Origin of the sequence: Nocardia sp. CA-128927, assembly GCF_050955855.1 — a bacterium.
Taxonomy (GTDB): domain Bacteria; phylum Actinomycetota; class Actinomycetes; order Mycobacteriales; family Mycobacteriaceae; genus Nocardia.
Window position 1 is genome coordinate 5,661,952 of the sequence record NZ_CP192087.1, and the last position, 18,853, is coordinate 5,680,804.

Consider the following 18,853-nt stretch of genomic DNA (forward strand, 5'->3'; position numbering starts at 1 on the left):
TGTCGTGGCACGCTGTCAACCACTGGAAACCACTTGTTAACAGGGCGATTCAGGGGTTGACGGCGACTCGGCGCCGATGCACACTGTTGCGTATCGCGATACCTGTTGCGCTCTAAGCAACTCATGGAGGGTTTATGGAATCCCTTGCGAAGCACACGGCCACCTCCGGGACCGAACTGTTCATCGCACGCCTTGCGGACCTGCCGGTCGGCGAGGCCGCCACCGTACGGCCGGACGGTGGGACGCCGATCGCGGTATTCCATACCGAGGAGGGCTTGTTCGCGATCGATGACACCTGCACCCATCAGGACGCGTCTCTCGCGGACGGGTGGGTGGAGAACTGCACTGTCGAATGCCCGCTGCACGAGTCGTGTTTCGATCTGCGCACCGGCCGAGTTTCCGGGCCGCCCGCCAAGGTCGGGGTGCGCACGTATGCGGTGCGGGTGCTCGACGGCGACGTCGTGGTTACCGAGGTGCCGTCATGAACGCGCGAACCGCGGTGTCGCGCGCGACAGAGCCAGGTGAGGTGACGCCATGAGTGTTGTGGTCGTCGGCGCGTCACTGGCCGGATTCTCCCTGGTACGAGACCTCCGCGAATGTGGCTACGACGGCGGCATCACCGTGGTCGGCGACGAGATCCACCCGCCTTACGACCGGCCGCCGCTGTCGAAGGAATTCCTGCACGATGATCTCGATATCGCGCTGGGCGACACCGAAGATCCCGGCACACGCTGGATTCTCGGACGCCGCGCGGTCGGAATCACCTCCACCGCAATAGGTCCCGGCGTCACCCTGGACGACGGGACAGCAGTCGCCGGGCAATCGCTGGTGCTGGCCACCGGAGCACGCGCCCGCTCGCTACCGGGCGCGCGAGGCCTACATGGCATCCACACGTTGCGCACCATCGACGATGCACGCGCGATCCGCGCCGCACTGCGCACCGCGCGCACCATTGTCATCATCGGTGCGGGTCTCATCGGTGCCGAGATCGCCTCGACCGCAGCCACTCTCGGAGTGGCGGCGACCATTGTCGAACTCGCGATCGATCCGCTGTCCGGCGTCTTCGGCCCACAGCTCGGGGCGCTGTGCGCGGATCTACACACGGCCAACGGTGTCCGGTTGCGCACCGGGGTCGCCGTGGCCGAGTTCCTCGGCGACGAACACGTCAGCGCGGTGCGTCTCACCGACGGCACGCTGCTCGCCGCCGATGCGGTGATCATCGGTATCGGTGCGATCCCCAACACCGAATGGGCGCAGGATTCCCCGCTGCACATCGACAACGGATTCGTCACCGACTCCCTCTGCCGCACAACGATTCCCGACATCTACGCCATCGGCGACTGCGCCCGCGCCTACCAGGACGCGTTGGGTACCCACCACCGCAGCGAGCATTGGTCGAACGCGACCGCCCAGGCCCGCATCGCGGCGGCGGCCATCATGGGTGCGCCGTTCGCGCACATCCCATCCACCTACTTCTGGTCACGGCAGTACGGCCGAATGATCCAGTTCGCGGGCCACCGCCGCCCGGACGACGCGGTGCGCTTCATCGACGGCGACCCGTCGACGCCGTCGTGCACCGCCCTCTATGAACGTGACGGCGAGCCGGTGGCCGTCTTCGCCATCGACAATGCCCGCCTGTTCACCCGGTACCGCAAGCAGATCGAGCGGCGGCCCGCGGCCATCGCAACCCTGTAGGAGGATTCGTGTCCGAAACCGTGCGCGGCGTCATCGCTCGCAGTAAAGGAACGCCGGTCGAGATCGTCGACGTGGTCATCCCCGACCCCAGGGCGCACGATGTCGTGGTGCGCGTCCAGTCGTGCGGGGTGTGCCACACCGACCTGCACTACCGCGAGGGCGGCATCAACGACGAATTCCCGTTCCTGCTCGGGCACGAGGCAGCCGGAATCGTGGCGACGATCGGCGCGGCGGTAACCCATGTGGCCGTCGGTGATTTCGTCGTGCTGAACTGGCGGGCGGTCTGCGGCGAATGCCGAGCGTGTCGGCGCGGCCGCCCCTGGTACTGCTTCGACACCAGCAATGCCAGCCAGCGGATGGCCCTCACCGACGGCACCGAGCTGACACCCGCCTTGGGCATCGGCGCCTTCGCTGACAAGACCCTCGTCCACGAAAAGCAGTGCACCAAGATCGATCCCGAGGCCGACCCGGCCATCGCCGGGTTACTTGGCTGCGGTGTCATGGCGGGTATCGGCGCGGCGATGAACACCGGCAACGTCTCGCGCGGTGACAGTGTCGCGGTGATCGGCTGCGGTGGTGTGGGTGATGCCGCCATCGCCGGAGCCCGCCTCGCCGGAGCCAAGACCATCATCGCCATCGACCGCGACACCCGAAAGTTGGCTTGGGCCGGTGAATTCGGCGCTACCCACCGTATCGACGCAAGCACCGAGGATGTCGTCGAACGGATACAGGAACTCACCGACGGCTTCGGTGCCGACGTCGTCATCGATGCCGTCGGTCGTCCGGAAACCTGGAAGCAAGCCTTCTACGGCCGCGATCTGGCGGGCACCGTGGTGCTGGTCGGCGTCCCCACCCCGGAAATGACCCTGGACCTGCCGCTGATCGATCTGTTCTCGCGCGGCGGCGCCTTGAAGTCCTCCTGGTACGGCGATTGCCTGCCCGAACGCGACTTCCCGATGCTGATCGACCTCTACCGGCAGGGCCGACTCCCCCTGGAACGCTTTGTCACCGAACGCATCTCACTCGACGAGGTCGAGAAGGCCTTCACCGCCATGCATCATGGCGACGTGCTGCGCTCGGTCGTGGTGTGGTGAGCGACTAACGCTGCGGCAAGAGGCCGTTCACGATGGCCTCCAAGCCCTTCCGATGGATATCGCGGGAGGTCGACTCGACCCACTGGTCGCCGATGGCGGCCAGCGTGGGGAGCTCGGCCAGGTCGAGCTGATCAATGCCCGGCTCGGCGGCAGACGAAGCCGCCAGTCGGGCCCGTCGGCGATCTCTGCTCGCCCGGACGGTCAGATCGCCGACGATGAAGTACCAGATAGCGCGGTACACGTCGACGGCCTCTTCGAGGGTGCAACCGTAGTCCACGGCCGCCGCGATGATCATCTCGACCATTCCCATTGCCGCGGGCACGATGACCGGGTCGGTGGCCAGGACCTCGATGATCCACAGGCGCTCGGCGAGACCCTCGTAGAGCGTGAACGCCGCCTCCAGCAGTCGCTCACGGGGGTCATCGGGGAACTCCCGCTGCGGGATGTGTTGCGCGTGCGACTCCAGCAGGAGCAGCAGTAGCTCGTCCTTGTCCCGCACATGGTGATACAGCGCCATCGGCGTGCTGCCCAGCTCCTTCGCCAATCGCCGCATCGACAGACTGTCCGCGCCTTCGGTCCGCAGCATCTGGTCGGCGGCCGCCACGATGGCCTCCCGCGAGAGACGCGGTGGTCGACCGACCTTTCCTGGGCGCTCCGTTTGCCTGGGCATCCGGCCATCTTCCCTTATCCGGCGATACGGCCGGTCAGGCCATCCCGGCACCTCCACTGCATGTACTGACCGGTGACCGGCGGGCTACGCAGCCCGCCGTCCCGTAGCTCCTCACTGCTGCACTGAGTGTGCTTGTCCGCGTCGGGACAGCAGCGACTGGAGCACCACAAGCGCGCCGAGGACGAGCACGGTCACGCCGACCATTCGAAATCCGAGGTCTGCGCCCGAGATGAACGCGGTGACAACATCATTGGCGCGGCCGGGATCGGTCGTGGCGAGCGCTTGGGCGACGGTGTGTGGGTCATGATCGGCACGGACGTCCTCGGGCAACGCCGCGATGAACCGTGCGGTGAGCACCGTGCTGATGACGGCCACGCCGAGTGCGCTGCCGAATTCGCGGGTGGTGGCCTGCAATCCGGCGCCCACTCCGGCCTGCGCGTGCGGTAGCGAGCCCGCGATGGCACCGGACAGCGTCGGAAGTGCCAGCGCCACACCGATTCCCGTCACGACCAGCCAGGCGGCGTATTCGACGTACGACGTCTGTGCGTCACTGGTGGACAGTCCGAGCAGTCCGCCGCCGACGAACACGAAGGCAAGCGCGATGGTGGCGTCGAGACCGATGCGCTGGGACAGGCGATGGACATGCCGCGCGCCGAGGATGATCGGAATCGTCAACGGGATGATGCCGAGACCGGTACGGAACACGCTGAATCCCAGTCCGTACTGCAGGAACGATGCGTTCACGTAGAACAGCGCGAACATGCCGAAGAAGACCGCCGTCATGCCGAGGCAGGCGCTGCGCAGGCCTGGAACGCGGAACAACCGCGGATCGAGCAGCGGGTGTTCGACTTTCAGCTCGACGACCGTCCACACCGCGAACAACACTGCGGCACCGACGAACCCGCCGACGACGACTGGACTCCCCCAACCCGATTCCGGACCTTGAACGATGCCGAGCAGCAACGCCACCGACGCGGCGACGAACAACACCGCACCAGGCAGATCGAGGCGACGGCCATGACGCGGCGAGACCGGCGCGATCCGTCCGACGAGCGCGGCGAGAACCAGCGAGATCGGCACGGCGGCAATGAACAACCAGCGCCACGATCCACCCGAAAGGACCACTCCGCCACCGACATTGCCGACAACACCACCGATGCCCGTCATCGACGCCCAGACCGCGATCGTCGCGCCTTTGCGTTCGACGGGGACGGCGTGCAGCAGGACAGCAAGCGTGTTGGGCAGCACCGCGGCGGCACCGACACCGGTGATCGCACGGCTGACGAGCAGAACGGCGACGTTCGGCGCGATCGCCGACAGCAGCGCGCCCACGGCGAACAGTCCCAGGCCGATCAGCAGGACACCCTTGCGCCCGAACCGGTCGCCTGCCGCTCCGCCCGGGATCACCAGGCAGGCGAAGAAGATGACGTAGGTGTCGACGATCCAGACCAGCGTCGACGCGGAGGGATGCAGTGCGCTCGCAGCGAGCATCGGGACGGCGAGGTTGATCGCCGCGACCATGCCGACGACGAGCACGACGCAGGCACACATGGTCGCGAGCAGGCCGCGCGGCGCGACAGGATGGGGTCGAGGTTCTTGCGACGCCGGTGGGCGATCGCGGATCAGGACGTTGAATGGCATGGGAACGACGTTATGGATCGCAGTGGTTTCCGCGCCACGCAACTTTCACAATAGACACTTGCGTACGATGCAACTATGCCCGAACAGCTCGACTTGAATCTCCTGCGCGTATTCGACGCGCTGCTCCAGGACGGCAGCGTCACGGCGGCGGCCGAGCGGCTGCACCTGTCCATCCCGGCGACCAGCCGGGCGTTGGGCCGACTGCGGCGCGCGATGCACGATCCGATCCTGGTGCGGGCCGGCCGTGGGATGGCGCCGACACCATTCGCGCTGCGCACCGCACCGCGGGTGCGATCACTGCTCGACGAGGCGTCGGCGTTGATCACCGCCGACCGCGAGGTCACCGTCGCAGAGCTGAAGCGCACGTTCACGATTCGCATCAACGACGGCGTGGCCGCGACACTGGCGACAGCAGCGGTCGAAGCCACGGCCGCGGTTGCCCCAGGGGTGACGCTGCGCTTCGTCACGGAGGGCACCGAGAGCATCGAGGCGCTGCGCGACGGATCGGTCGATCTTGACATCGGCGCGGGCGACGTCACGGCTCCCGACATCCAGAGCGCTCTGCTGTACCGGGAACGATTGGTCGGCATCGTCCGCGCCGACAGCCCGCTGGGCCGGAACCGCCGCCCGACACTGGCACAGCTGTGTCAGTTTCCGCACGTCTCGGCCTCACGCCGGGGCCGTGCCCGCGGACCGCTCGACGACGCGCTCGACGCCGCAGGTCTACAGCGCCGTGTTGCCGCCGTCGTGCCTATCTCAGCGATCGCCGCACTTCTGGTCTCCACCAGCAACTACGTCGGAATGGTCCCGCAACGCCTCGCCGAGCAGTACGGCGAAGCGCTCGGCATTCGCTGGTTTCCGATCGCCGCCGAGCTGCCGGAAATGGAGATCCGGCTGCTCTGGCACGCACGGCTCGATGCCGACCCGGCGCAGCGCTGGCTGCGTGACACGATTCGCGACGCGCTCAGTTAGACCGCTGCTTCATCTGGCTTGCGCTGGTCCGGCGCTTCCGCGTATTCCAGTTGCGAGAGATTGCCGAACACCGCGACCGCTACCGCCCCGCCGATCGCGAGAACGAAGCCCAACACGGCCAGCCAGGCGAGTCCGGGCCGCGAGGTGTCGCCGAGCAAGAGCACGCCGACGATTCCTGGAATGACCGTCTCACCGACCACGAGTGCCGCGGTGGCCCCGTTCACCGAACCGAGTTGCAGCGCAACGGTATGCAGGTAGAAACCGCCGATACCGGCAATCGCGATGGTCCACGCGGCCGGGTCGGCGAGCAGCGTCGAAACCTGCAACGGATCGATCCCTTGCACAATGCGAACCGCGATCGCCAAGGCCCCGAACAACATTCCGGCGGCCAGACCCGCGGCCACCGCGCCCCTGGAGCCGAGCCGCCGCACCACGAGCTGACTGACCGCGAACAACAACACCGACGCGATCAGCACGCCCCAGTGCAGCACCGGATCATCGCTGCCGCCACCCTCATTCCCCGCGGCGGCACCGAGCGCGGCCAGGGCGAGGATCACCGCGCAGATCGCCACCCAGTCGCGCAGATGCAACCGGATGCCGAGCACGAAAATGCCGAGCACCGCGGTGATGATCAAGTTCGCGCTCATGATCGTCTGCGACAGGAACAGCGGAATCAGCCGCGCGGACACCGCATTACCGACGAACCCCAGCACATCGAGCGCGCTGCCGACGATGAACCACACCGTCAACACCGCCGCCACCGTGGAAGCAACAGTGGGAGCACCGGTTTCGGTCAACTGCCCGCCGTCGCCGCGCGCCTCGGCCACCGCGGCCGACCGCCGCGCGGCATAGGCCTGCAGGACCGACGCCACCCCATACCCCAGGCACGCGAGAAGCGCGGCAATCAATCCGATCAGCACGCGACCAGCTCCATCGACACCACGGTCACCGTTTTAGCCACGACCGACGATAACGCCCGCCGACCCGAGTCCCCGCGACCGGCACCACCCCGACCGGCCCAACCGAGGCGAAGATCACCCGAGCCCGCCATCGAGACCGGATCACGCCGATCGCCAATAAGTGGACGGAGTGACCGGTTAGGACGTAGCCTTCAGAGAGTAGAAGTGGACACTATGTCCGCTTGATTTGGAGGTAATCAGATGACCGCGACGCTCGGTGCGGTGGAGGTCGGTACTACTCCCCTTGTCCGCGAACACTTTCCGGCCGCGCGCCGATGGGCCTATCTCAATCACGCCGGGATCTGCCCGCTGCCGCAACCGTCGGTCGATGCGATGCATCGACGCGCGACCGAGGTTTCGCTGGATGGTGAGTTCACCTATGCGGCGCACAGCGCGGAGATCGAGCGGGTGCGGTCGTCGGCCGCGCGCCTGATGGGGGTGCCGTCGACCGATATCGCGTTCGTCAAGAACACCACGACCGGGCTCGGGATGATCGCCAACGGTCTCGCATGGTCGCCCGGCGACCGGGTGGTCGTGCCGGATCTGGAATTCCCGTCCACGCTCTATCCGTGGTTGGCATTGGCGGACCGGGGCGTGGTGGTGGATCGGGTTCAGCCCGAAGGGCCTGGTGGGAAACTCACCGTCGAGGCGTTCATTGATCGGATTCAGGCGGGGCCGCCGCCGAAGCTGGTCGTCACCAGCTGGGTGCAGTTCGGGCGCGGCTGGCGAGTCGGTCTGGCGGAGTTGGGGCGGGTGTGCCAGGAGGTCGGTGCGCTGCTGTGTGCGGACGTGATTCAGGGGCTCGGCGTGATCCCGGCCGAATTGGCCGGCTGGGGTGTCGATTTCGCGATGGCCGACGGGCACAAGTGGCTGCTCGGTCCGGAAGGCAGCGGAGCGCTGTACGTGCGGGGTTCGCGGCTGGAGTTGCTGCGGCCGCTCGAACCCGGCTGGAACTCGGTGGCGCACCGGGAGGAATGGGACAACCTGGCGCTGGTATTCGATGACACCGCACGGCGTTTGGAGGGTGGCATGCCGAACGTGACCGGCATCGCCGCGCTCGGTGCGTCGATCGATCTGCTGCACGAGGCGGGCGTCCCGGCGATCTGGTCACACGTCGATCGCCTGTGCGACCGGGCGTGTGCGGGCCTCACCTCGATCGGCGCGACCGTCTTGTCGGACCGCTCGCCCGAAGGGCGCTCCGGGATCATTGCGGTGCACATCGATGGTCCGCCGATCCCATTGCTGGCCAGGCAATTACAGGCCGAGGGTATCGCGGTATCCGCACGCGCCGGCGGACTGCGCGTCTCGCCGCATGGTTACAACAACGAACAGGATATCGATCGGCTGGTCGACACCGTAGCGATGCTTACCCGAACCGGAAACCGCTGATCCGAGCGCCGCCGGTGCCGCATACTCATGACTATCCCCTGCCGAGGACCCGTCGTGAGCGAGTTTGCGTGCGACACTCCGCATTCCGCTGCCTACGAGCCTGGCATTCGCCCAACCCGTAGGAGTCCCCATGGATCTCGCGGCACCCATCTGCGTCGTCGGCGCCGGCCAGAGCGGCATCCTGGCCGCCGCGCGGATGCGTGAGCTCGGCTTCGAGAACATCGACATTCTCGAGGCCGGCGCGCAGCTCGGCGGCTACTGCCAGACCGTCGAAGTCGACGGGGACATCTACGATTTCCAGGCCCATCTCGTCATTCAGCAGGCCTTCGGCGCGGACATGGCGGGCACCGCCATCGACGAGTTGCTCCGCGAGCATCCGGTGCCGACGAAGACCGAGGCGCTGTACTTCGTCGGCCGGTCCGATTCCGGCAAACCACAGCTCGCCATACCGCCGCATTTCGTGCCGCTGTTCCAGACTCTGACACCGGAGCAGACGATCGCTCAGCTGGTCGAGGCGTGGCACATCATCGAGCGGGCGGTCCGGAACCGGCACGCGCCCGGAATGAGCGGATTGGCCTTCGACCGCATCCCGGGCGAGACCTGGGAGACATATCGGGCACGCCACGCGCCGCTGGTCGGTGAGGTGCTGCAGGGGCTGGTGATCTACGCCAACATGCGCCGACCACGCCAGCCCGCCGAAACCATCATCAATATCAACGCGCACATCTCCGGGCACGTCTCGCAGCTGGCGAAGCTGGTTCTGTCGCTGTATCCGGCGCAGAAAGAGGCGCTGCTCGCCCAGATGCCGCCGTCGCTGGTCGCGCAGCTGAGTTCCCACCGACCGGTCAGCCTGAGCTTCCAAGCGGGATTCATCAGCTTCTTGCGCCGGATAGCCGATGATCACCGGCTCACGGTGACCGTCAACAGTCAGGTGACCGGAATCGAACCCGTTCGGCCGGAGGGAGTTCGGGTCACCAGCATCGTGGACGGTGAACAGCGCAGTGCGATCTACTCACGCGTGGTGGTGACCGCGCGACCCGCACAGATTCGAAACATCTTCCCCGAGGGCGCTATTCATGAACTGTTCGCCGAGCGGAACTGCCCGCGAGCGTGGACACGCAGCTACCTCATCCGCGCAGGCGAAGAACTCATCGATTTCCCTCGGCGATCGGATTCCGTTGATCCCCTGGGCTTCTGGGTGATCGATCCCTACGGCAGCTACACCGACTCCGATCCCGAGCAGGCCATGCACCGCATCACCGCGGCCAACAAGCAACATCCGGGGCCGTATTGGATCTGCTTCAGCAACTCCGATACCTCGATATCCGACGCGCAGGCCTGGTCGCTCGCCAAGGACAGCCTGTTCCTGTTCCACGACCCGGAACTGGTCGCCGAGACGATCGCCGAATGGCCCGCGTATCCGAGCGCGGCCGCGGTCCGCGACGGTTGGTTCGACCGGGTAACGGACATCCAGGGACGGCACGGCATCTACTTCGTCGGCGAGATTCTCTCTGGGCCGACCGCCGAGTGCATCAGCTCATTCGTCCGTGACGTGATTCCGCTGTGGTTCGGACCGACCGATACCGCGTGACGGCTGACTCTTTGCTACCTTGGGTCGCAAACTCTCAGTTACCGTTGGTTACAGTTAGACATCGTTCGAGAGCGAGTTTCTGCCAGAGCAGCACACCCCCGACCGGAGATTGCCAGCGTAAGGCGGTGATCGGTGACCGACAGTCGATCGATGGTTCGCGCCTGGTGGCGGTACCGGGTCGATTACCGATGGCTGATCGAAACGCTCGAATCCCACTCCGCGCTCGGACCGCTGAAGTTCATGGTCGGGGCGGGCGGCATCGTCATGGGGTTGATCACCGTGCTGGCGCTGAGCTCGAACTCAGGCCAGAACACGCCCGCCGGGCGGGCGCAGGCCATCCTCGTGATCGTGATGGCCGGGGTGTGGACGCTGCGCTGGTGGCTGGTGCCGTGGCCGAACGAATGCGAGTCGCTGCTCTGGGTCGCCGGGGTCGATCTCGCCATCACCGCCAACAATGTGCTGATCCAGGATCGCCTGCTCGGCGCGATGGGGTGCGTGCTGCTGGCGGTGACCGGCGGCTACATCACGATCTTCCACGGTCCGCCGGTCCTGGCCCTGCACATCGGCTGGTCGCTGCTGTCGATTCTGGCGCTGTCCACGATGATGGTCGTCGGCATGCCGAACAGCACCGCGCACGGGAAGGGCGACCTCGCACTCGGTGTCGTGGTCGTGCTGGTGGTGGTCGCGGTGACCGGCGTGGTGTTGCCCGTCGCGCAGTTCTGCAGCTGGCTGCTTCGAGTAGACGCGCTGTCCGATCCGCTGACCAAGTTGCTGAACCGCCGCGGCCTCGATTCACACTTGCCACGCTTCTTCGGACGCCGCTGCCACGAAGGCGTCTACGTCGTGACGCTGGACCTGGATCGGTTCAAAACCGTCAACGACACCTTCGGCCACTCGTTCGGCGACGTGGTGCTGATTCAGACGGCCGAGCGACTGCGGGCCGCGGCGCTACCCGACGCCATCGTCGTGCGCACGGGCGGCGAGGAGTTCATGGTCGTCGGCCACCTGCACGGTGCGGACATCGGTGTCGTCGCGGACCGGCTGCGGCACGCGGTCGCAACGATCCCGGACCTGCCGTGCACGATCACCGCGAGCGTCGGGGCGGCGGAATTCGCGCCCGATCCGGATTGCGAGCAGCACCCCGCCATCACGCCGCGACACTTGTTCCGCAGCTCGGATTCGGCCATGTACCGCGCGAAGCAATTGGGCGGCAACACCGTCGTGATCGCCGATCCGCAGGACGCGATCCCGCCCTTGCACGACTCCCGGCGGGCCTGACTACCCGCACCGCTGGCACGACATCGTCCGATTCACCCGCCACCCGGAACTCCTCAAAGACTAGGAGCCGACAACGTATGCGGCAGTCTGGGTACACCGACCCACAGCGCCCCAGTTCCGACACGTGGATACTCGCTGATGTGCGTGTAGAGATCTGTGTCGAGTCGGTCAGTGGGGTACGGGTTGCCGAAGAGGCGGGAGCGGATCGGGTCGAGCTGTGCACCGGTTTGTCCGACGGCGGGTTGACGCCGAGTACGGCGTTGATCGAGCACGCGGTCGCGCAGACGGTGAATACCGGAGTGCACGTGCTGATTCGGCCGCGGCCAGGTGACTTTCAGTATTCGCCGGACGAGATTTCGGTGATGGTCGGCGACATTCGTGCGGCCCGCGCGGCGGGTGCCGACGGCATCGTGATCGGTGCGATCGATCGGTCCGGTGCACTCGACCCGGTGTGCGCGGCGTTCGTGGACGCGGCCGAACACCTGGACATCACGTTTCATCGGGCGATCGATGTCAGTGCGTCTTCGCGACAGGCCTTGGATCAGGCGATCTCGTTCGGCTTCACCCGGGTACTGACCTCGGGCAGGCAACGCTCCGTCTTGGACGGGGCACCGGTGATCAAAGAGATGGTGCGGCAGGCTGCCGACGCGATCGAGGTAATGGCGTGCGGCGGCGTCCGGCCATCGAACGCTATCCAGGCGATCGAGGCGACCGGCGTCTCGGCTCTGCACGCCGCCGTCCGCACGCCGGTGTCCGGCGCGGCGAACAGCGCGGAGCTGTTCGCCGGAGTCGGTGTCCCCCAAGGTTTCGACCGTTTCGACACCGACCCCGACGAGGTTGCCACGCTCTGCGAACTTGTCCGCAGTCGAATCCAGGTGTCGCCGCAGTGAAGCCAGGTCCGGCGGCGATTGCCGCCGGACCGCTGACCGCTTTTAGCGGGACGCTTCGATCAGACGCTGCCGCAGCCAGGTCAACGGAGTCACACCGCCGCCGACGGCGTAGCCGGGGTAGCTCTGGTGGATCCCGGACTTCAGGAACTCGTCGACCTGCCGCTTGCGCTCTTCGTAGGCCGAGTTGTTGAGCTGGTCGGCCAGCAGGCCGAGACCACCGGCCGCGAGGGCGTCGGCGATCAGCGAGTTCGCCTGCTGCTGGTAGCTGCCGTACAACGCCGGGTTCGGGTTCGAGATCTGCGCGAAGAGACCGGCGAACCGTGCGGCGAAGTCGCCGTCGGGGGTCGCGCAGTACAGATCGCCCGCGGCGCAGAAGGTATAGGTCTGCGGGCTGAGCCAGCCGAAGCCGCCGATCCGCGGACCACCCGCACCCGCACCCGCGACGGGCGGGCCGATCAAGGTGTCGGTGGGCGAGCGGCGCGGATCGGAGATGAGTCCGACCAGCGCGACACGGTTGGGCGACACCACACCGAGTCCAGTGCCGATCTCGGCGGCGAGGTCGCCCGCCGCGTCCGCGCCCTGGCTGTAGCCGAGCAGCGCGAATCGGGTGTTGTCACAGTGCTGGGCCATCGTGGAGACCAGGCCACGCGCGTGGTCTACCGCCTCCCCCTTGGAACGACCGTATACGTCGCCTTCCCAGGGGAACGCGGTCGCGGGGTATACGACGTAGTCGGTCCGGACGTTGCCCGGCAGGTTGTCGGCGACCGAGGCGAGCATCCCCTTGCCCGGATCGGTATTCGAGGTCTCCCAGGTACCGGGAACCGCAACGACATACATATCGGGGCAGTCCTGCGGGGCGGCCTGTGCGGTCGACGCGACGCCCACCGGTAGGGCGGCCGTAACCATCGCAGCCGCACAGGCGGCGGTGTTCTTCCATCGCGATAACATCGTGTACTCCGTGTTTCACTGCCGGGACGTAGCCCGGTCGGCGAAGGCGCTCGGTGTCCTATTGAGCGCCGATGACTGTCTTTTCTTCAGGTGGATACTTCAAGTTGTCGTCGGGAACGTCCCCGCAGATGGGAACAGTGTCCCCAGAAAGTCCGTCCGGCGCCAGCCTGTTCGACAGTACGTGAGGAGTATTCGCGCTAACGCGCGGATTTCGAGTTGGCGACGGGACAGTACGCAACAGCGGCCCGCGCGCCGAAACGCACGGGCCGTGACATCGGTCTTCAGCTACCTACGCCTCGGTCGGCGTCCGGGTAGCTTGGCCGACGGTGTGTAGGTGCTGCAGCGCCTGTGCGTACGAGTCGAAGAGGCCGGTCTCGCAGTAGGGCACGCCGATCTCGCCACAGAACTGCGCCACCATCGGCTGTGCCTTGCGCAGATTCGACCGCGGCATGGACGGGAAGAGGTGGTGTTCGATCTGATAGTTCAGGCCGCCCAGCGCCGTATCGACGAGGAAGCTGCCGCGGACGTTGCGTGAGGTGAGCACCTGACGACGCAGGTAGTCGGTGGCGTCGTCTTCGGCCAGCACCGCCATGCCCTTGTGGTTGGGTGCGAACGTGCAGCCCATGTAGAACCCGAAAAGCCCTTGCTGCACAACGATGAACGCCACCGCTTTGCCGGGCGAGAGAACCAGGAACACCGCGGCGAGATACCCGGCGGCGTGTGCCGCGAGCAGCACGCCCTCCCAGACCCGATTGGGGATCGACCAGCGCAGCACCGCCCGGACACTGGAGAAGTGCAGACTGCCCGCCTCGAGCAGCAGCATCGGGAAGAACAGCCAGCCTTGGTGACGGAAGATGAAGCGCCGGAAGCCTTTACCGGTTCGCGCCCGGTCACCCGAGTGCGCGAGGATCCCCATGATGTCGGGATCCGCGCCCTCGGTGTTCGGATGCGCGTGATGCCGGTTGTGATTGCTGGTCCACCAGCCGATGCTCAGCCCGATCCCGAGATTGCCCGCGATCACGCCGTACAGGTAGTTGGCCCGCCGGGTGCCGAAGATCTGCCGGTGCCCGGCGTCGTGCCCGAGGAAGGCGAACTGGGCGAACACCGCGGCCAGGAACACGGCGGTGGCCAGCTGCCACCACGAGTCACCGAGCAAGAAGAAAGCCGCCCAGCCGGCCACGAACGCCCCGCCGACGACCGCGGTCTTCCAGATGTAGTACCGCAATTGCCGGTCCAGCAGCCCCGCGTCGCGCACCCGACGCAACAGCACCGCGTACTCGCTGCCCCGCTTCGGCGGGCGGGTCTGCACCGTCGACGCCGTCGACGCGGCGTTCTCGCCGCCTGGATCCATGTAGTCCAACACGTCCGCGACCGTACCCGTCGCGGCGGCGGATCTCGGTGCCGCCGAGCCGGTAGATCTTCCTGTTACCACGGGGCGCCTACGCATCCTGTTAGCAGTGGTGTTCTCTTGGCTCTAACTGTCGCCTGCCCGGCCACGGCCGACTGCATCGGGTATCCGAATTCGGCACCGGGCGGCTTGCCTTCCTCCATACAGAATCGAGCGACCAGACCACCATCAGGTGAACACATGTCCGGATCGGCGACACATCTGCGTGACAACTCCGCCTGGTCAGGCGACGAGGCTGCGGCCGCCGTCGACCAGCACGCGCTGTCCGGTCACGAACCCGGCACCGTCGGAGGCGAAGAAGCTGACGGCGTGCGCCACATCGTCGACGGCGCCGAATCGACCGACCGGCACCGACGCAAGGTACCCGTTGGTGTCCATGGCCGCGACTTCGAGCTGCCGCTCGTCATGTCGCTCGAACGGAATATAGCCCGGCGCAACGGTATTGACCGTGATGCCGAACGGAGCCAGTTCTCGCGCCCAACTCTCGGCCACCCCGATCTGGGCATTCTTCGCGACGGCGTAAGCGGAGTTTCCCGGCGGCGGCCGGTGCGCCACCTCGGAATCGATGGTGACGACCCGACCGAACCGCCGTTCCTGCATGCCCGGTATCACCTTGCTTCCGAACAGAACTGGGCTCTTCACGAAGAACTTCAACTGCGCCAGGTGATCGTCCCAAGTGGTGTCGGTGACCGCGGCGGACGGTTGCGGACCGGTCGCGTTCAACACCAGCACATCGATCGGCCCCAGTCGTGTGGCGACGGACTCGACCAACTCCGCAACCTGCTGCTCGTCGGTGACATCCGCGGCGAACAGATCCCCGACGCCGCCCTCGGCTCGAATGGCCTCGACGACATCGCGCGCCGCCGAGCTCTCGCGTAACCCGTTGACAGCCACCGCCATTCCGTCCCGCGCCAGCCGCAGCGCGATCGCCCGCCCCAGCCCGCGCGAACTCCCGGTCACCAACGCCACTCGCCGTACACCCGCATCCATCCGCCGATCATCCCATCAAGCGATAACCACGGCTCAGGTCCGCCCGATGGATCTGCCCCCGCCTGGCATGCGCCGCGGCCCGGACCGCGACCGACACCGCGAAGGCGGTCTGCCGGATCAGCACGCTCGCCCGGTTCACGTCGAGGCTCGACGCGGCGTCGCCGATCGCCACCGCCGCGATCGGCCTGCGCCGATGTCCGTCCAGCACGGGGCTGGCGACACATCGCACACCGCGCACGAACTCCCCGTCGTTGACCGCGATTCCGATGTTGCGTGCCTCGGCGAGCTGCGCACTCAGTTCGTCGAGATCGGTGATCGATCGCGAGGTCACCGGGACGAGCGCACCCGGCCTGGTCAGCTGGAGCGGCCGGTCATGCGCGTAAGCCAGCAGGATCTTGCCGATCGCCGTGCAGTGCGCCGGTGCGAACGTGCGGCCGTACGACGGCGTCCGCGCCGCCATGTGCCCGTAGATCCGTTCCAGGTAGCGCACTTCCGAGCCGGCCAGCACGCCGAGGGACACCATCGCCCCGGTGCGCACGTGCAGATCGACCAGGAACGGCACGGCCGAGGCGCGCAGCAGTTCTTGGTCCTCCGGCAGCGCCGCGATGTGCACCAGCCGCGGTCCGACGACGTAGCCGACATCCTCCCGCTCGACCAGACCGTTCGCCCGGAGGATCTTGAGCAGCCGCCACACCGTCGTCTTCGGTATCTCCGACCACCGCGCGATGTTGGAGAGCGCGACCGGAGTCGCCTGATCCCCCAACAGATCCAGCACTCGCGCCGCTCGGCTCACCAGATCGTCGGCGTCCGACGCCTCAGACATCGCACCGCAACTCGAACCGGCGGGCCGTCGTACTCGACGACCGATCATGACCATTGCACGTGTAGTTGAGCGGGCATTCCCACCGCAGTTCAATCAACATTTGCAACTCCTTATGAACTCTATTTTCCGAGCCCGCGAATCCGCACTTTACGTCACCGGCGACGCGACGCGGCACTTCCACATAGGGCTTTGCACGTACACCGTGCAAAGAGCGTTACCGCAGCTAACGGCCACTTTTCCGGACGCCGATGTTTATCATTCGGGCGCAGAAGATTGCGCAGCAATTCCGAAGTCTGTTCGCTCAACCGATGTTCCATGGCACGGAACACTCGCTTCGATGCATTCGGCCCGCTACCTAAGGTCCTGAGTAGTTGGGATCCCCCGACCTTCTCGACAACAGCAAGACAGGTGATCACGGTGTCGCAGATCGAAATCGTCCTCGTCGGCGGACCATCCACCGAACCCCAGCTCTGGCAAATCGACACGGCCGACCTGTCCGAGCCGGTCAAGGTACCCCGCATGAGTGGATACGAGCACTTCGATCCGACCGGCTTCGACGTCGAACTCAACGGCCGCAGCTTTCCCGTCTACCTCTGGTCGTTCCGCACCAGAACCGCCGAGTGAGCCGTCGGTAGCGCGATCAGCAGCCTGCGGAATGGGTATGTGCGCCTTGGGGTCTCGCCGAAATGGCCGTCAGCCGTCGCGATATGAGTGTCCTGCGGATGGTTGCCGGTGTCAGCAGAAAAGTTGGAGGTAGCAAACCTTCCAGTCGGTCGACCGCCGCGCGGGAATCGGGTAGCGGCGCGTGGCATAACCGACATGCGGGTCGAGGCCGTTTCGGCGAACCCGCCATAGCCGAGCTCGGCCAGCCAGCGGCTCGCCCGCGATCCACGCCCGGTCGCGTCCACCACCAGATCCGCAGGCAGCGGAACAGGTTCCGCGCTGCCCGGAGTGCGCAGTAGTACCGCGTCGATCCGTCCGTGACCGCCGATCAGCCCGGTCGCGGTGGTCTGGGTGAGGGCGGTGACGTTGGGCAGGCTCATTACCCGACGACGGATCACCAGCTCGGTCAGCGGGCGGCTGGCGCTCACGGCATACAGGTCGGAGGGGAACTGCTGGGCCCAGCCGAACGGATTGCGAATGGCGAAATCGGCGGCGAAATCGAAGGTCGGCGCGCCCAGCCCGATCAAGTCGTGGGTGAAACCGGGAATCAAGGCCTCGATGGTTCGCTTGCCACGCAACACGAGTCCGTGCACATGGGAGCCCTGCGGCACACCGCGTCGCCGCGTCGCCGCGTCCGTCAGCTCATCGCGTTCGACGACGGTGACACCGTCGAACCGCGGGGCCAGTACTCGGGCGGCGAGTAGGCCCGCAATACCGGCACCGAGGACAACCGCATGACTGTTCGTCCGTGGCACGGGTTCCTCCTTGATAGACCGCCTGGGCCAGGGCTGTCCTGCGCGGCGGCCGCTTCGGTTCTTCCGCGCTGACCAGCCGCAATCCGACGTCGGTTCGATCGAGCAACGACGTGAGCGCATACACGGTCGTCACGAGACAACCGATCCCCACGATTCCGGCTATCGACCTGGGAACCGGCCCGATATCCGCGTGCAAGCCGACCAGTGCGGGCCAGCACAGCAGCAGCGGAAATCCCAGGTAACCGCTGGCAAGCATCGGAATTGCCAGCAGAATTCGCGGACCACGCAGATACCGGCCGAGAATGTAGAGGACCGCGCCGAGGAGAACACCGGTGGCCACGTAGGTCATCGGCCACATCACCGGGAGCCCGAATAGCTGCAGCGACTGCGGCCCGGCATAGGAATACAGATCGAAGACGTGCAACAGCAGATACTCGAATGCCATGTCGGCGAGCACGAATGACGAGAATACGAGCCAGAACCTCCGGCGGGACCAGTGCTGCTCGAATGCCTGATAGGCCAGATAACCGACGGTGGCGAGGTAGACCGGAAACGGTGCCGACGTCACCAACGACGCATCGACGTCGATGCGCGGTAGAGGACCGGCCCGCTCACCTCGGGTGCGGCGCGAAGCATGACCAGCATGCTCGCGCCGGTGTCACCGAGGCAGGAGATCAGCGAGCTGACGACCAGTATCGCCAACTGCGGCCGATGATTTCGCCGCCACTCCAGCACCGCCCAGACCACCAGCGCCACGATGGCGAGCGCGAAGAACACCAGGACCAGTCCACTGCCGAAGTTCTGCAGCGAGGTGCCTTGCATGAATTCCGCCGCACTGTTCATGGGCGCCCCGACAACGTGAGTAGCGGGCGGTCCGGCGGTGCGGTGTCGTCGGCGCCGAGAGTTGATGCGCCGCAGGCGGTATCGAGTGCGACGAGTTCCGAAGAACAATGCGTGCTGATCACTGACACGGAGACTCCCCCGTACTGGCGGCCGACATCCACCGAGTGCCCGCTACATCATCGAGGCAGGGCACCCGGGAACGATCCGCGACAGCCGCGGACATCCAAATCGCATACAGCATCTG

19 protein-coding genes are annotated in these 18,853 nt (G+C 66.3%); 9 read left to right on the top strand and 10 right to left on the bottom strand.

Annotated elements, in window-relative coordinates:
• Positions 1-134: 134 nt before the first annotated feature.
• The 3 genes from ACQPW1_RS26650 to ACQPW1_RS26660 are packed head-to-tail and all read left to right on the top strand — an operon-like array spanning position 135 to position 2,789.
• Positions 135-485, top strand: a complete 351-nt coding sequence (locus tag ACQPW1_RS26650; RefSeq protein WP_433654280.1) for a bifunctional 3-phenylpropionate/cinnamic acid dioxygenase ferredoxin subunit — start codon at positions 135-137, stop codon at positions 483-485.
• A 49-nt stretch (positions 486-534) separates the two neighbouring features.
• The gene (locus tag ACQPW1_RS26655; RefSeq protein ID WP_433654282.1) at positions 535-1,695 is read left to right on the top strand and encodes an NAD(P)/FAD-dependent oxidoreductase; all 1,161 of its coding nucleotides are present in this window, start codon (positions 535-537) and stop codon (positions 1,693-1,695) included.
• 8 nt (positions 1,696-1,703) lie between these two features.
• Positions 1,704-2,789 carry an S-(hydroxymethyl)mycothiol dehydrogenase gene (locus ACQPW1_RS26660; protein ID WP_433654283.1) on the top strand — a complete coding sequence of 362 codons (1,086 nt, stop codon included), beginning with the start codon at positions 1,704-1,706 and terminating at the stop codon, positions 2,787-2,789.
• 4 nt (positions 2,790-2,793) lie between these two features.
• On the opposite strand, the gene ACQPW1_RS26665 is transcribed toward ACQPW1_RS26660, so the two are convergent.
• Both ACQPW1_RS26665 and ACQPW1_RS26670 read right to left on the bottom strand, forming a co-directional pair.
• On the bottom strand, positions 2,794-3,459 hold the full coding sequence (locus ACQPW1_RS26665) for a TetR/AcrR family transcriptional regulator (protein ID WP_433654284.1): 666 nt from the start codon (positions 3,457-3,459) through the stop codon (positions 2,794-2,796).
• Positions 3,460-3,570: 111 nt separating this feature from the next.
• Positions 3,571-5,100, bottom strand: a complete 1,530-nt coding sequence (locus ACQPW1_RS26670) for an MFS transporter (RefSeq protein WP_433654286.1) — start codon at positions 5,098-5,100, stop codon at positions 3,571-3,573.
• Positions 5,101-5,175: 75 nt separating this feature from the next.
• Between ACQPW1_RS26670 and ACQPW1_RS26675 the strand changes: the two genes are divergently transcribed.
• Positions 5,176-6,072, top strand: a complete 897-nt coding sequence (locus tag ACQPW1_RS26675) for a LysR family transcriptional regulator (protein ID WP_433654287.1) — start codon at positions 5,176-5,178, stop codon at positions 6,070-6,072.
• On the opposite strand, the gene ACQPW1_RS26680 is transcribed toward ACQPW1_RS26675, so the two are convergent.
• Complete coding sequence (locus tag ACQPW1_RS26680) at positions 6,069-6,992, bottom strand: hypothetical protein (protein ID WP_433654288.1); 924 nt, start codon at positions 6,990-6,992, stop codon at positions 6,069-6,071. The two genes, ACQPW1_RS26675 and ACQPW1_RS26680, sit on opposite strands and share 4 nt — an antisense overlap.
• A 240-nt stretch (positions 6,993-7,232) precedes the next feature.
• On the opposite strand from ACQPW1_RS26680, the gene ACQPW1_RS26685 reads away from it, so the two are divergent.
• The 4 genes from ACQPW1_RS26685 (at position 7,233) to ACQPW1_RS26700 (ending at position 12,179) form a co-directional block, all read left to right on the top strand.
• Positions 7,233-8,420 (top strand): aminotransferase class V-fold PLP-dependent enzyme, encoded by a 1,188-nt coding sequence (locus tag ACQPW1_RS26685; protein WP_433654290.1) that lies wholly within the window; start codon positions 7,233-7,235, stop codon positions 8,418-8,420.
• 130 nt (positions 8,421-8,550) lie between these two features.
• On the top strand, positions 8,551-10,011 hold the full coding sequence (locus ACQPW1_RS26690; protein WP_433654291.1) for an FAD-dependent oxidoreductase: 1,461 nt from the start codon (positions 8,551-8,553) through the stop codon (positions 10,009-10,011).
• A gap of 132 nt (positions 10,012-10,143) precedes the next feature.
• Positions 10,144-11,289, top strand: a complete 1,146-nt coding sequence (locus ACQPW1_RS26695) for a GGDEF domain-containing protein (RefSeq protein WP_433654292.1) — start codon at positions 10,144-10,146, stop codon at positions 11,287-11,289.
• A 140-nt stretch (positions 11,290-11,429) separates the two neighbouring features.
• Entirely contained in the window at positions 11,430-12,179 is a 750-nt protein-coding gene (locus tag ACQPW1_RS26700; RefSeq protein WP_433654293.1) for a copper homeostasis protein CutC, read from the top strand.
• A 42-nt stretch (positions 12,180-12,221) separates the two neighbouring features.
• Here ACQPW1_RS26700 and ACQPW1_RS26705 read toward each other — a convergent pair whose 3' ends face one another.
• From ACQPW1_RS26705 to ACQPW1_RS26720, 4 genes are all read right to left on the bottom strand, one after another.
• Positions 12,222-13,127 carry a cutinase family protein gene (locus tag ACQPW1_RS26705; protein ID WP_433654294.1) on the bottom strand — a complete coding sequence of 302 codons (906 nt, stop codon included), beginning with the start codon at positions 13,125-13,127 and terminating at the stop codon, positions 12,222-12,224.
• A gap of 289 nt (positions 13,128-13,416) precedes the next feature.
• A complete protein-coding gene (locus tag ACQPW1_RS26710) occupies positions 13,417-14,490 on the bottom strand; it encodes a fatty acid desaturase family protein (RefSeq protein ID WP_433654296.1) in 1,074 nt (357 codons plus the stop codon).
• Between the two features lie 267 nt (positions 14,491-14,757).
• The gene (locus ACQPW1_RS26715; protein WP_433654297.1) at positions 14,758-15,525 is read right to left on the bottom strand and encodes an SDR family NAD(P)-dependent oxidoreductase; all 768 of its coding nucleotides are present in this window, start codon (positions 15,523-15,525) and stop codon (positions 14,758-14,760) included.
• Between the two features lie 7 nt (positions 15,526-15,532).
• Positions 15,533-16,348, bottom strand: a complete 816-nt coding sequence (locus tag ACQPW1_RS26720) for an IclR family transcriptional regulator (protein ID WP_433654299.1) — start codon at positions 16,346-16,348, stop codon at positions 15,533-15,535.
• A 417-nt stretch (positions 16,349-16,765) separates the two neighbouring features.
• Here ACQPW1_RS26720 and ACQPW1_RS26725 point away from each other — a divergent pair, with 417 nt between their 5' ends.
• Positions 16,766-16,972, top strand: a complete 207-nt coding sequence (locus ACQPW1_RS26725) for a DUF5988 family protein (protein ID WP_433654300.1) — start codon at positions 16,766-16,768, stop codon at positions 16,970-16,972.
• Here the strand turns inward: ACQPW1_RS26725 and ACQPW1_RS26730 are convergent.
• From ACQPW1_RS26730 to ACQPW1_RS26740, 3 genes are read right to left on the bottom strand one after another with little or no spacing between them, the layout of a single operon-like run.
• Entirely contained in the window at positions 16,936-17,766 is an 831-nt protein-coding gene (locus tag ACQPW1_RS26730) for an NAD(P)/FAD-dependent oxidoreductase (RefSeq protein ID WP_433654301.1), read from the bottom strand. The genes ACQPW1_RS26725 and ACQPW1_RS26730 overlap by 37 nt on opposite strands.
• On the bottom strand, positions 17,654-18,334 hold the full coding sequence (locus ACQPW1_RS26735) for a hypothetical protein (protein ID WP_433654302.1): 681 nt from the start codon (positions 18,332-18,334) through the stop codon (positions 17,654-17,656). The genes ACQPW1_RS26730 and ACQPW1_RS26735 overlap by 113 nt, the downstream gene beginning before the upstream one ends.
• Positions 18,331-18,609, bottom strand: coding sequence for a hypothetical protein (locus tag ACQPW1_RS26740; RefSeq protein ID WP_433654303.1), 279 nt, complete (start codon positions 18,607-18,609; stop codon positions 18,331-18,333). The genes ACQPW1_RS26735 and ACQPW1_RS26740 overlap by 4 nt, the downstream gene beginning before the upstream one ends.
• Positions 18,610-18,853 lie beyond the last annotated feature (244 nt).